At 62.0% G+C, this 12,675-nt stretch carries 10 protein-coding genes; 5 read left to right on the top strand and 5 right to left on the bottom strand.

Going from position 1 to position 12,675, the window contains the following annotated elements; all coding sequences use genetic code 11:
- Window positions 1-130 precede the first annotated feature (130 nt).
- Complete coding sequence (locus FV139_RS00245) at window positions 131-649, top strand: endoglucanase (RefSeq protein ID WP_148066249.1); 519 nt, start codon at window positions 131-133, stop codon at window positions 647-649.
- Between the two features lie 64 nt (window positions 650-713).
- Here the strand turns inward: FV139_RS00245 and FV139_RS00240 are convergent, their stop codons facing one another.
- The gene (locus FV139_RS00240) at window positions 714-1,799 is read right to left on the bottom strand and encodes a hypothetical protein (RefSeq protein WP_148066248.1); all 1,086 of its coding nucleotides are present in this window, start codon (window positions 1,797-1,799) and stop codon (window positions 714-716) included.
- A 191-nt stretch (window positions 1,800-1,990) separates the two neighbouring features.
- A complete protein-coding gene (locus FV139_RS00235) occupies window positions 1,991-3,436 on the bottom strand; it encodes a phospholipase D family protein (protein WP_148066247.1) in 1,446 nt (481 codons plus the stop codon).
- A 420-nt stretch (window positions 3,437-3,856) separates the two neighbouring features.
- On the opposite strand from FV139_RS00235, the gene FV139_RS00230 reads away from it, so the two are divergent.
- The 4 genes from FV139_RS00230 (at window position 3,857) to FV139_RS00215 (ending at window position 7,974) form a co-directional block, all read left to right on the top strand.
- Window positions 3,857-4,993 (top strand): PepSY-associated TM helix domain-containing protein, encoded by a 1,137-nt coding sequence (locus FV139_RS00230; protein WP_148066246.1) that lies wholly within the window; start codon window positions 3,857-3,859, stop codon window positions 4,991-4,993.
- Between the two features lie 90 nt (window positions 4,994-5,083).
- Window positions 5,084-6,124, top strand: a complete 1,041-nt coding sequence (locus FV139_RS00225) for a hypothetical protein (protein ID WP_148066245.1) — start codon at window positions 5,084-5,086, stop codon at window positions 6,122-6,124.
- Between the two features lie 246 nt (window positions 6,125-6,370).
- The gene (gene purE, locus FV139_RS00220; RefSeq protein ID WP_148066244.1) at window positions 6,371-6,862 is read left to right on the top strand and encodes a 5-(carboxyamino)imidazole ribonucleotide mutase; all 492 of its coding nucleotides are present in this window, start codon (window positions 6,371-6,373) and stop codon (window positions 6,860-6,862) included.
- On the top strand, window positions 6,862-7,974 hold the full coding sequence (locus FV139_RS00215; protein ID WP_148066243.1) for a 5-(carboxyamino)imidazole ribonucleotide synthase: 1,113 nt from the start codon (window positions 6,862-6,864) through the stop codon (window positions 7,972-7,974). The genes purE and FV139_RS00215 overlap by 1 nt, the downstream gene beginning before the upstream one ends.
- 58 nt (window positions 7,975-8,032) lie before the next feature.
- On the opposite strand, the gene FV139_RS00210 is transcribed toward FV139_RS00215, so the two are convergent.
- The 3 genes from FV139_RS00210 to FV139_RS00200 all read right to left on the bottom strand — a co-directional run bounded on the left by FV139_RS00210 (window position 8,033) and on the right by FV139_RS00200 (window position 12,612).
- Complete coding sequence (locus FV139_RS00210) at window positions 8,033-10,738, bottom strand: M1 family metallopeptidase (protein WP_148066242.1); 2,706 nt, start codon at window positions 10,736-10,738, stop codon at window positions 8,033-8,035.
- A gap of 124 nt (window positions 10,739-10,862) precedes the next feature.
- Entirely contained in the window at window positions 10,863-11,990 is a 1,128-nt protein-coding gene (locus FV139_RS00205; protein WP_148066241.1) for an acyl-CoA dehydrogenase family protein, read from the bottom strand.
- Between the two features lie 37 nt (window positions 11,991-12,027).
- Window positions 12,028-12,612 (bottom strand): flavin reductase family protein, encoded by a 585-nt coding sequence (locus FV139_RS00200; protein WP_148066240.1) that lies wholly within the window; start codon window positions 12,610-12,612, stop codon window positions 12,028-12,030.
- Window positions 12,613-12,675: the final 63 nt, after the last annotated feature.

Raw genomic sequence — 12,675 nt, 5'->3', positions numbered from 1 at the left:
CATTGTGGTGGTGTATTTTTGCCGACAGAATGCTGCAAACCATCTATCATGGACAGTCAGTTAAGGTCGGGTTTCCAGTTGCATAACGGTGGCCCGTAATGCGTCTCGTTATTGGTGAAGGAGTATGGCGATGAGAGCCTGTGTAGTGGCACTGCTAGTGGCAAGTGCATCGGTAATGGCGGTTGCCCAAGAGGAAGATCAGGATAGCTGGGATAAGGCCAAGGCATCTTCCAGCGAAGCCTGGGAAAAGACCAAGGAAGCTTCCGGAGACGCCTGGGAAGCAACCAAGGAGACCTCAGGTGAAGCCTGGGAGGCAACCAAAGAGGGCAGTGGCAAGGCCTGGGACGCCACCAAGGAAACCACAGGTGAGGCTTGGGACGCTACCAGGGAGGGCAGTGGCAAGGCCTGGGACGCCACCAAGGAAACCACGGGTGAAGCCTGGGACGCTACCAAGGAGGGGAGTGGCAAGGCCTGGGATGCCACCAAGGAAACCACAGGTGAGGCCTGGGAAGCCACCAAAGAGGGCAGTGAAAAAGCCTGGGATGCCACCAGGGAGACGAGTGAAGAGGCCTGGGAAGCGACCAAGGAGGGTAGCCAAAAGGCCTGGGATGCTGCGAAGGATACCGTGGATCCGGCGGATGATCAGTAGTGCCCACGGGCTTGGCTCGGCCTATTGCAAGCCGGGAAGCGCAGCGCGGTCGTGGCGTCCATGATTACAAGTCGTCCTCAACCTCTCCCGACTTACTGATCGCGACACGTGCGAGATTGCGCTGTAGCGCGATCTCAACACGAACAATCATGCGCCATGCCCCGTCACGCTCATCGTCATAGTTGCGCCGGCGGTAGTTGTAGGAAGGTTCGAGTTCCAGGAACAGGTAATCCCGATAGACCTGTCTTCGCCAAAGTACGCCGGTACGGTAGTTCTTGCTGAAGCCTTCGGGACGAGTAACACCATTGGCTGACACAAAGTAACTGGTGGCGATGGGCCTGGGGTGGTCCAAGCGGTAGCGTTGGCGCAAGCTGAGCCCCGTACTCCACTCCACGCCCTCGGTTTTCTCTCCGTAGAGCAGGCGTGAGCCCCAGCGCACCACACTGTTCTCTCCCACTGCGTGATTGAGGTCAAACTGTGTCTGGGAGAAAAAATTCTCCCCATCTTCATACTGGATTCGTTCGACTAACCGATAGCTCAGGCGGTCCGAGAATGAACCCTGGTTGCGGTATTTGACGCCCGGGCGCAAGTGACCCGAAGAATACCCCAGGGTCAGATCAAACCGGGATCGGGCCCGGTCGAGCAGTTCGTACTGCAAGCCGATTTCATCATTCACCTGGCGCTCTTCGCTGGAATCCAGTTCCGAATCCTCGCCACTGAACAGCAGGTTGAGACGTCGGGAAATTTTGGGAAGCTGCAGCTTGCCTCGCAGGCGCACCTTGAGATCCGTGCCGTCGTCGCTGTCCCAGGTGTCGATGAGTTCGAGACGCAACTGGGATTCCGCTTCCTCCAGTATGTACTCCTTATCGCCAAAATAGTCGTCCATCCACCGGGTCATGGCCTGCGCACGCCCCGTGGCATAGGCGTGACTGGTATCGACCCAGTTGACCTCGCCGTCCTGGTTTTCGTCCTCGCCGGCCTCGGCTTCGGGTTCGGCTGCTTCCCAACCCTCTATGATTTCTTCTGTCAGGGTAGGGTCCGACGATTCCACAGCCGACACGTAGGCCGTGTTACAAAGCAGGCACACCAGCGCGCCGTGGGCCAGGCTTCGAGTCAGCCATCTTCCATCAGTTAGAGCCCCTTCGGTCATGTCTGTGTTCCCTGTTGCCCGGCCATAGTCCCCTGTTCAAGCCTGCTTAAACGACTATAGCCCCGCATTGTCCAGAATCAATTTAACGCCGGGTTGCCTCTGTTTTTCGGTTCTCCAAGAGGAGTTCTGGTGCAGGTGTCGTCAGGCCGCGAGACAGGATCGCGACAGGCCCCCTGAAACGGTCTTATGACCTAATAGAGCTCCTTTGGAAACAACATGAAAAACACGTCCTGGATTCGCTGCCAGACGCTTCTTGCTGGCTGTCGTGTCACGCTGTCGACGCTGTTGTTCCAGATTAGCTTGCCCTCGGCATCAAGGCTCACTTCCCAGCTGTTGTCTGGCTGTATGTCGCGATCGATGAGGGTGTTGACTACTTCCGCAAGGGGGGGGCTGTCGATGAAGACCCCCATTTCGGAATTGATCACGGCAGAGCGGGGGTCGTAATTCATGGAACCGATATAGACCGTGCGGTCATCGATCGTCATGGCTTTGGTGTGCAGCCCCATGAAGCGGCTCCTGACCGGGGGTGTATCGGCTACTGTCTGTTGGGTGCTGCCGTCATGTCGGAGTTCGTACAGGTTAACTCCCGCTTCAAGCATACGCTTGCGCCAGGGCTTGTAATGACTGTTGACGGCGGGCACATCGTGGGACGCGAGTGAATTGGTTAGCACGTCGATGCTCACTCCGTGGGAGTCGAGCCCCTGGAGTGTCTTGATGGTCTGGTCGTTCGGGATAATATAGGCGTTGACGACCCGCAGTTCGGTGCGCGCAGTGCGGATTGCGCGGCGGGTTTCTTCCAACATCACATGCTCCAGCGTCTTCCCGCGCGGACGGTCGGACGTCACCCGGGCTATCCCTGGCAGGACGTCGCTGGAGAGCTGAGCAAGTTCGGTCGACCAATCGGCTGGCGCAATGGGTATTTCGCTCAGCTCCTGTGCCTGGCGCAGATCGGACAGCATGTTTGCCCTCGCCTCGGCGGTATCGTTTGCTGTCACGGGAATATCCAGTGCACTGGCGGGCAAGACCCACTCGCTATTCCAGAATTCATCGAATACCCCGGAAGCCTGGGCCGCCACCGGTCCCACCCCAAGAACGTCGAGATCACGAAAGTTGAAGTGGGGGTTGAGCCCCATGTATTCATCGCCGAGATTGCGCCCACCGAGTACGACAGCCATGTTGTCCACAATCAGGGCCTTGTTGTGCATGCGCTGGTTGACGCGACCCGCTTCGAGCAGTGATTCCCCCACGCGGCCGCCGATTGCGCGCCGGGACCAGGGATTGAACAACCGCAACTCCACATTGGGGTGCGAATTCAGCCGTGCGGCGACGGTATCACGCTGTGAAACGCGGCCCGAGTTTTCCAGCAGGGTGTTCAGGTCGTCGACCAGTAGCCTCACCCGGACGCCGCGGTCTGCCGCGGCGATGAGTCGGTAGGCGATCAGCCGCCCGCTGTCGTCGCCGTACCAGAGGTAGTATTGCAGGTCGATTGACTGACGGGCGGAGTCGATCATCCGCAGGCGCCACTCCAGGCCCGAGCGATTATCATCCAGCAGCAGAAAACCGGAGTATTGTTCACCGTGGGTAGAGGCCACCTGGTTGGCGATACGGGAAAATGGACCTGAGACAACAGGCGGCAAGGCATACTGCGGTGGCGTTGCCGTTGGTATCGAGACGGGAGAGGCACAGCCGCCAAGCCCCGTGAGAAGCACGGCCAGTAACGGCAGCCATCGTCTGGTGAATCGGGAATGGATACTCACTGCGCTTCCGTTGCCTCTGGTATCAGTTCAACGGAGGTACGCTCCCGTACGGGGTCTACCCAGTCCAGTAATTCGACCCCGTCCAGGGGTTGTCGGGTGTCGTTGAGAATCAGCACAACTCGCAGGCCGTCCGTGTAGTAGTGGTCCTGGGTATCCGATTGCCCAGACAGTATACGCCGGAGGGGGCTCCATGGGGCTGCGTCATTTCCGCACACTGTAATATTTTGTAAACCTCGTACCAGTCCCGTCGGGGAATCCGGTATCTTCAGCTGTATCCACGAACTGAACGTCTCCTGACCCATGAAATTCAAACGCATCATCTTCTGGTCTCACCTCATCGCGGGGGTGACCGCTGGCCTGGTAGTTCTCAGCCTCTCCCTGACGGGGGTACTGCTCACCTATGAGCGGCAGATCGTCTCGTGGCTCGATCGCACCAGCATTGAAGGTGAGGGCGGCCGGCTACTGAGTGCCGAAGAGCTGGTCGTGCGCGCGCGGGCGGTGACGGAAGGGCGGGCTACTGCACTGTCATTCAGCCGTTCTCCCGAGGACCCGGTCACGGTCAAGCTGGGGCGACGCGAGTCGCTGTTGCTCGACCCCCGTTCCGGAGAGGTGCTGGAGGGCGCGGTCGGTGCCAGGAAGTTTTTCCACACGGTGACGGTACTCCACCGGTGGTTTGCGCTGGAGGGGGCCAGTCGGGATACCGCACGTGCTGTGACGGGTGCCGCCAACCTGGTGTTCCTGTTCCTTGCGCTTTCCGGCCTGTACCTGTGGCTCCCCCGGCGCTGGAACTGGCGCCTGCTCAAAATGAACATGCTGCCCCGGCGCCACTACCCGGGCGCTAAAGCGCGGGACTACAACTGGCATCACGTACTTGGCTTCTGGTGCCTGATACCCCTGGTGGTGGTGATCGCCACCGGAGCGGTTTTCTCTTACGGATGGGCGAACAATCTGGTCTATAGCGCATTCGGTGAATCGCCACCGGTTCGCGGTGGGCCACCACAGGCTGAAGCTACGGCGGCAGGCTCTGTGGTATCGCCTGCAACGACCCTGGATTTCGACTCCCTGAAAGCGGTTGCCGAGCGCCACGATGCAGGCTGGACCGCACTCGCCCTGCAGTTACCCTCGCCCGGGGACCACAACGTCGATTTCGAAATCGATACCGGAACCGGCGGGCAGCCGCAGAAGCGGACTACCCTCAGCCTGGACAGAAGTTCCGGTGAAATGGTTGCTGTGAGTGGATTCGAAGACAACTCCCCCGGGCGGCAGGCGCGTATCTTCATCCGTTTTTTGCATACGGGGGAGGCTCTGGGCCTGTGGGGGCAGACCCTGGCCGGCCTGGCTTCACTGGGGGCGTGTATCCTGGTGTACACGGGGCTGGCTTTGGCCTACCGGAGGCTGGTCGCACCCTTGTTGACCCGGGCCATGCTGACGGACTGACCGCCAATTTGGGGTAAGTCCGCTTTCTCGTTGAAAAAGCGCACCGCTCTGAGGATACTCGGGTCAAACCTGAGCCGGTAACGGTGCCCCATGTACAAAGCCCTGTCGAGCCTGCTGGCGTTCACCTGTCTGAGCTGGCTGGGCTATGTGTTTTTCAAGAAGTCCCTGGCGCTGACCAATATCACTATTTTTCAGTTGCTGGGCTGGGCCTGGGGCCATCATCCGAGCGGCAAACTGCTGTGTTTTGTGTTTGCCCTGATGTTCCTGACCACCTTTACGATGATGGTATCCACCACCCAGAAGTGCCTTGATACGCTGCTGGGAACTCCCAAGACGTTTGTCTACGTCGGTGATGAGCTGATGAATCGCTACCAGCGCTACTTTGCGGTGGACGATCCCGAGCGCGAAATCAAATCCCTGCCGCCAGCCGACGGCCATACCCTGCGTTTCAGTTACCCCACCGCACTGGATACCCTGTTTACCCGGCGGGTGTTTCTGGTCAATGGCGAAGACTCCCGTCTGTACACCGCGGCCGACAGCGCCGGGGTGGTCACGGGCGTATTTTATTCGCTGTTTTTCTACTTCGCCGGCGCCATGTGCGTGGTGATCCTGCACACCGTCGCCCGGGACTATATGGCCGGGCAGGAGCGTACAGTCACGCCTTTCGATTCCTTCGTCGAGTTTATTGTGGTGCTGGCCTTTCTACTGGTGATGAACGCTGTGTTGCTGGTCACCCAGGGCACTGCCTACAAATTGAAGCTCTCGAAACCGGTCGAGCAGTCTTCTACCCCGGAGCTGCGGCTGGCCTACCAGCCCGGAGACCGCGTGCAGGTGCGTCTGCTGGAGGAGGTCAAGCAACCCAATACCGGTAGCGACAGCGGCCTGGTGGGCAACCGCGCCGCCTATTACCTGGTACAGCTGGATACGCCCCAGGGCATTCCGGTCACGGCCGCCTTCCAGTTTGGTTACTGGCGCAAACAGCAGGACGCGGTGGAGGACTTTTCCCGGGCCCTTGCTCTCAACCCGGAACTGGAGTGCGAAGTGATGGACGACCTGACCCTGCGCCCCACCCGGCTGAAAAGGGGCGCAGTGAACTGGTTCAGGGAGTACGGCCCGGCCGCTGGCGAGTGAGTAGGTCGATAAAGCGGGAAGGGAGCGCCAATCTGCCCACCTGAGCGCTGGCGAGAGGCATCCGTGCCCATTTCACGCTAAAATCGCCATCTGTCGGAGAAAGCGACATGCCTTGGTGGTTTTTTCGCCGTCAGACTTGCCTCCGGCGCCAGCGCTAGTAAAGTGTGCGCCTCGTTTTTATCGGGGGGCTGGCGTTGTTGCCGGAATCCCGCAAACGCCCGTGATGGGCGCAATGGAGTGAAGTAAATGAGCACACCGGTTGCCGTGGTAATGGGGTCCCAGTCGGACTGGGAGACCATGAAGGAAGCCTGCGATGCCCTGACCCAGTTCAATGTGGGCTGGAAGGCCGAGGTGGTGTCCGCCCACCGGACTCCCCAGCGCATGGTCGATTTCGCCAAGAGTGCCCATGCCAACGGCTACAAGGTCATCATTGCCGGTGCCGGCGGTGCGGCGCACCTGCCGGGCATGATTGCCTCCCTGACCCCGCTGCCGGTGCTCGGTGTGCCGGTGAAAAGCAGCACCCTGTCGGGCTGGGACAGCCTGTTGTCCATCGTGCAGATGCCCAAGGGCGTGGCTGTGGGCACCCTGGCCATCGGCACCGCAGGCGCCTGGAACGCTGGCCTGCTGGCGACCCAGATGCTGGCGGTGGATGACCCGGCCCAGCTCGCGAAAATTGCCGACTGGAAAGCCTCCCGTGCCGAGGAAGTGCTGGCCAACGCGGAGCTGGGACAGGGCTGATGAATCGCGTACTCGTGCTCGGTGGCGGCCAACTCGGGCTGATGATGGCCGAGGCCGCGGCCAGGCTGGGCCTGGTGGTGGACCGCTACGACCCCGAACGCGCCCTGTTATTGCCGGGCACTTCGGATCTGGCGGTGCCGATCAGCTGGGAGGAGTGCCTGGAACGCTATCCGGTGATTACCGTGGAGCGCGAAGCCTTTCCGGACAGCGGCCTCTCGGCCGACCTGGCCAACAGCGATCGCTGCGTGGCCCGGGGTGCCCTGGCGGTGATCCCGGACCGCTTCACCCAGAAGAGCATGCTCGACAAGCTGGGTATCCCCACCGCACCCTGGGTGACCCTCGACAAGGCCGCAGACCTGAACGCTGCCGTCGAGCAGTTTGGCGGTGTGGTGGTCAAGGCTCGCAGTGGCGGCTACGACGGTCGCGGAACCTGGATTGTGGGTGAGGGCGGTGATCTTGCCTCCGTTCCCGCCTCCGAACTGGCGGGCAAGGCGATTATCGAGCAGAAGATTCCCTTCCGTCGCGAACTGTCCATTGTTGGCGCCCGCAGCATCAGTGGCGAAACCCTCTTTTACCCGCTCACCCGCAACTGGCACGTGGACGGCATTCTGCGCCTCAGCCTGGCACCCGCCAACGCTACGGCTGCCCTGCAGAAGCCGGCGGAAGCGATGCTCGCGGGCATCATGGAAGAGCTCGACTACGCCGGGGTCATGGCCGTCGAGTTCTTTGAAGTGGACGGTCAGTTGATGGTCAACGAGATCGCGCCGCGGGTGCACAACTCCGGGCACTGGACCCACGAAGGCGCCGACTGGTCCCAGTTCGACCTGCACGTACACGCCCTGGCGGGGGTGCCGCTGCACGCGGTCAATGTGCATGGCTGTGCCGCCATGGTGAATATTATCGGCACACCCTTCGAAAGCGCCTGGCTGCAGCATCCGGGTGTGGTGCACTGGTACGGCAAGGATTATCGCCCCGGGCGCAAGCTGGGGCACGCCAACCTGGTGGCGGACTCCCTGGAAGGTCTTCGCGCTGGACTGGACGCCTGGGCCGATGTGTTGCCCGACGGCTACCAGGCGGTGCTGGAGTCCGAGCTGGCGCTGGTGGACGGCTGAGCCTCAACCAGCGCGCCCCGGCGCTATCTACACCCCCCCTGGACCCCCCTACACGCCCTCAGTTCACCAGCGCTTTAGTGAAGTCGCCAGCGCGCTCGCGCTGGGCGATACACAACTCGATGGTTTCCTCCGTTTGCGCCAGGCTGCGCTCATGCCCGGGCGCCAGCGCACCGTGTTGCCGGTACAGAGCGCGCAGTTCCTCCAGTCGCTCGCTACTACAGAAAGCCCGGGCAAGGGCGGGCGTACGGCGGCGCCACTGGCCGGGTATCTTCTCCAGCACCTCGGCAAAATGGCTCTGGAGCCATTCCCAGTGTTGGTCCTGCAGCTGCGGTACCGCCATCGCGGTGGCGATCAGGCCGAAGGATTCACGTGGCCCTACAGACTCGCTCAGCGCCAGTCGCTGCACTTCTGCTGCCTGTTCGCTGTGAATGGCGGCGCCAATGGCGTTGGCACTGGCGCTGTCGAAGCGGGGGTCGTCCAGCTCGCCCCTGAGCTTGACCAGGTGGGGCAGAAAAGCCGTACCCGTATCCTGTATGGCGACGGCCAGCGCCGCGTCGTAAAGGTCGGAGTCCAGCGCTTCGGGGGCGCGCTCGCCCTCAAAGCCGGTAAAGGCAATGGAACGTTTAGCCAGATTCTCGCGCGCCTGGGTGTCTACACCGGTGCGCGCCATGAAGGCCAGCACTTCACTGTGCAGCAAGGCCTGCTCTGGCTCCTCGCTGTCGGCTGTACGTTCAAGCACCGGTTGGTACAGCGAGGCCAGTAAACGGGTGAAATCCGGCTGCGCCTCATCCTGCAGGAAGCGGTGCCGATAGGTCTCGAGTGGCCTGAAAGGCGCAGTGATCACCTGGCGTCGGGAGGCTCCAGAGGAAGCGCGTACCACCTCGAGCAGCGTGCTGGCCGCGAGCTGTCCCGCGTCAAAGGCGGCGAACGCGCTGTCCACCAGCGACAACTGCTCCTGGGCGGATAGCCCCCCGAATTGATCCAGCAGGGCCTGCCATTGGTCACTGGCAACGTTCCAGCGGTAGTAACCGCTGCCCTCGGCATTGGGCAACAGCCAATGGGGGCAGTTCTCGGCATCCAGCGGCAGGGTTTGTGTTGATTCTGTCAGCATAAGGCACTGCCGGCCCTGGTCGCTGCGCAGGCACAGGGGGATGGTCCACTGCTGGCCACTGTCCTGGATCGCCGAGCCGATGGGGCGATAGCGTTGCTGGCGGATCGCCACCTGGGGGCCGGCTTCGGCGATGCAGTGCAGGTTGATGCTCAGCAGGGGAACGCCTTTCTGCTCAACGAAACTGCGAAAGGTGTCAGTCAATTCGGGGGTATCCGTCTCTTCCCCGATCACGCGATAGAAGTCGTCCGAATCAGCGACGCCGTCAGCGAAAGTTTCGACATAGCGGCCCAGGGCCGGCCGGAACCGTTCCGGGCCAAAATAACTGTCGACCATGTGGATTACCGCCAGGCTCTTGGCGTAGGTGATGGCGTCGTAGGCGTTGCGAATATCCTCGTTGCCGGCAATGGGCTCCCGAATCGCGCGAGTGCTGGCCAGGGAGTCCAGCTGCATCGCGCCGAGGGCGCGAATGGCAGCGTTCAATTCGTGGCCGCCGTCCGGCTCGAGGATGGCCAGGTCGAGGGGTGTTCCCCAGGTGGCGAAGCCCTCCTTGAGCCACAGGTCGTCCCACCAAGGGGGTGTGACGAGGTTGCCGAACCACATGTGGGCGATCTCGTGGGCGTGGACACCGAGCAGCGCCAGGCGGGCCCCCGGCGCTGGTTCGTCACCCTCGACCAGAACCAGCTGCTCGCGATAGGTGATGGCGGCGGACAGTTCCGTGGCACCGCTGGGCCACTGGGGCGCGGCGATGATGTCGAGCTTCCTGAACGGGTAGGGCCGCTGCAGCTCCTGCTCGAAGATTTCCACCATGCGCGGTGTTGCGTCGAGAATATAGGCCATGTCCGCCCCGCGGCCCTTGCGCGCAAACCCGCGCAGCGGCACAGGCTGCTCGCGATAGTCGCTGGCTGGAATCGCAGGACGTTCCACCACGTCAAAGGGCCCCACCGCCAGCGCCAGCAGGTAAGTGGGGGTGGGGCGGCTGGTGGCGAAAGTTACTTTTTTCAGTCCAGTTCCGGCGGGTGAGCTGTGAACGACCGGCTCGTTGCTGATAGCGATGTAGTCCTCGGGAATGGTCAGGCTGATATCGAAGGGCGCCTTGAAGCCCGGCTCGTCGAAGCCGGGAAGGTACTTGCGCGCCTGGATCGATTCGGACTTGGCGAGGGCGTAGGACTCTCCCTGCTCCTCTACCTTGAACAGGCCCGCCAGGTTGCGGTCGAAGCGGGCGCTGTAGGCCAGCTGCAGGGTTGCGGTGCCGGGGGGCAGGGTCTCGGCAAAATCAACGCGCACCACGCCGCTGTCGAGGACTTGCGAGTAGCTGGCGGTTACCGTCTTGCCGCCGGCGGGTTGAATGATGGCCTTGCTGACCTGCAGGTCCTTGCCGTGGATCCAGATGTGGTCGACTGCTCGATCAAGCTGCAGGTCGATGTCCACCTCACCGGAAAAGTCATCGAGGCGCGGGTCGAGGAACAGGTTCAGGCGGTAGGCCGTGGGGTGAACTCCTTCGGGGAGCGGCCCGTCGGGGGCCTCACTCGCATTCGTGGCGTCTGTTGCTGTGATGGTGGCAGCCGTCTCTGGAGAGGCCTCCGAATGGTCGGAGCGGTCACAGGCGGACAGCATGGCCATGGTCAGCAGGCCGAACAGGATCAACTTTTTCATAGGCAGCGCGGGTTGAGCAAAAGCGTTTATTGTAAAGGCTATTGCGGTGAGTACCACCCGGCTGCCCCCTGAGCACAGGAGGTCCCCTCTCCTGCGCCCATGGGTACAAAAAGGGCTGGATTACTCAGAACGCCTGCCCCGGCGGTTCCTTGCCCAGCGCCACCGAACCGGTGAACAGGTGCTGCCGTTTCTCCTGCAGCGGGTGAAAGTGGGAGGCCATCACGTCGCGCAGCAGGCTCTCGATGCCGTTGGCGCGCATGAAGCCGGGGACGCCGCAGGCTTCCACCGCCTTGGCGCAGACCACCTTGCAGGCCTCGGCAGCCACGGTTTTGCGCTTCACCATTTCATTGACGGTGTCGGTGTTCGCCGCAAAGGTGTAGCCGTCGGCCATGCGTACCATGTCGTCCACCATTACGCGGGCGGTGGTGAGTGCAGTTTCCATTTCCCCCACGATATAGGGCGTCACCGGGTCGTTGCTTGCAGCACAGCGCGCGCGTGCCCTGGCTGCGGCCTGCTCCGCTACGCCCAGGTAAACCGACATGATCAGCGGCAGTGCGACCGGCAGCACTACACAGTACATGGCGTGAAAATCACCGCGGGGGCGACGTGCCACAATGCTTGCTTCGGGTATGAATACCTTCTCGATCTTCACGCTATTGGAGCCGGAGCCGCGCATGCCCATCGGGGCCCAGTTGTCGAGCACGGTAACCCCTTCCGCGTTCAGCGGCAGCGGGAAGTGCAGTACCTGCCAGCCTTCCTCGGAGTGCTCATAGGGGCCCGAGGTGACCAACAGGTTCGCGGCCGGTGAGCCGCTGGCGAAGTGCTTGGTCGCGGTGTACAGGTAACCTCCCTCCACTGCCTCCATCTCCCCGTTGGAGGCCAGCCAGTCCCCGGCGCCGGTGCTCACCAGGCGCAGCTCGTTGGCGGCCACTTTCTGCAGCATGGGGCCGCCTCCCTGGCCATGCAGGTCCTTGTAGACGTTGGCAGCCACCACGTGCTGGTGCATGGACAGTGAGAGGGCGGTAGAAGGATGGTAACCCGCCACCTTGCGGAGCAACTCCGCCACATCGGCGTAGGACATTCCGCCGCCGCCATGCGCTTCAGGTATCAGCGCAGAGAACACCCGGTGCTCGGCCAGCAGGTCGTAGTTCTCCCTGGAAAATGTGTCGGTTGCGTCCGCCTGTTCGCCATTGCTGGCGAGAGTCGGGCCGATGGTTTCGATACAGTCTGTGATACGTACATTGGCTTTCATTTTTTATCTCCCGGGCAGAATCGCTGCCCCGCGTTCGTTAGAGTCCGCCACCAGCACTGGTGCGATTGATTGTAGTGAAGTCTGCTTTACCTGCCGCCAGCAATGCTGCCGGGTGTGGCAGTTCACGCTCGACCGGGCGCTGCACGCTGCCGTATTTACCCCCGGCAAACACCAGGGGATGCCCCGGAGATGTCCCGAAGGCGCTGACCTTGCCGACGATCAGCAGGTGGTCCCCGAGGGCTACCTGCCGATAGAGCCGGCAACGTAACCAGGCGCAGGCGCCGGGTATCACCGGCCCGGCCGGTCCACTGCTATCCAGTCCGGCGAACCTGTCTACGCCGGGCCGGGCAAAGCGGTCAGCCACGTAGCGCTGGTTCTCGTCGAGGAACGAGAAGGTGAACTGGCCACAGCGCTGGAAGGTGCGATAGCTGCCCGCCTGTCTGGCGATGCACCAGCCCACCAGAGCCGGTTCCAGTGAAATGGAGTGAAAGCTGTTGATCGTCATCCCCGCGGGCGCACAGCCTTCGGGAGCGGTGGTGACCACCGCAACCCCGGTGGGGAAGTGTCCCAGCGCATGGCGCAGCGCCCGGGTGTCGATGGGTTTGCGATTGCTTCTGCACATGACTGATTCCTCCGCGTCGGTGTGCCTTGTACGTGATCCAAGGTACCCGGGAGGCCGCCTGGC

This window comes from Parahaliea maris (assembly GCF_008064665.1).
Taxonomy (GTDB): domain Bacteria; phylum Pseudomonadota; class Gammaproteobacteria; order Pseudomonadales; family Halieaceae; genus Parahaliea; species Parahaliea maris.
Note: the sequence above shows the minus strand (reverse complement) of the source record. Positions and strands in the feature narration are given on the sequence as shown.

What these genes read in the sequence shown, in the direction of transcription:
- FV139_RS00245 (WP_148066249.1), top strand. Translation starts at nt 131, where the DNA reads ATGAGAGCCTGTGTAGTGGCACTGCTAGTGGCAAGTGCATCGGTAATG.
- FV139_RS00240 (WP_148066248.1), bottom strand. Translation starts at nt 1,799, where the DNA reads ATGACCGAAGGGGCTCTAACTGATGGAAGATGGCTGACTCGAAGCCTG.
- FV139_RS00230 (WP_148066246.1), top strand. Translation starts at nt 3,857, where the DNA reads ATGAAATTCAAACGCATCATCTTCTGGTCTCACCTCATCGCGGGGGTG.
- FV139_RS00225 (WP_148066245.1), top strand. Translation starts at nt 5,084, where the DNA reads ATGTACAAAGCCCTGTCGAGCCTGCTGGCGTTCACCTGTCTGAGCTGG.
- purE (WP_148066244.1), top strand. Translation starts at nt 6,371, where the DNA reads ATGAGCACACCGGTTGCCGTGGTAATGGGGTCCCAGTCGGACTGGGAG.
- FV139_RS00215 (WP_148066243.1), top strand. Translation starts at nt 6,862, where the DNA reads ATGAATCGCGTACTCGTGCTCGGTGGCGGCCAACTCGGGCTGATGATG.
- FV139_RS00210 (WP_148066242.1), bottom strand. Translation starts at nt 10,738, where the DNA reads ATGAAAAAGTTGATCCTGTTCGGCCTGCTGACCATGGCCATGCTGTCC.
- FV139_RS00205 (WP_148066241.1), bottom strand. Translation starts at nt 11,990, where the DNA reads ATGAAAGCCAATGTACGTATCACAGACTGTATCGAAACCATCGGCCCG.
- FV139_RS00200 (WP_148066240.1), bottom strand. Translation starts at nt 12,612, where the DNA reads ATGTGCAGAAGCAATCGCAAACCCATCGACACCCGGGCGCTGCGCCAT.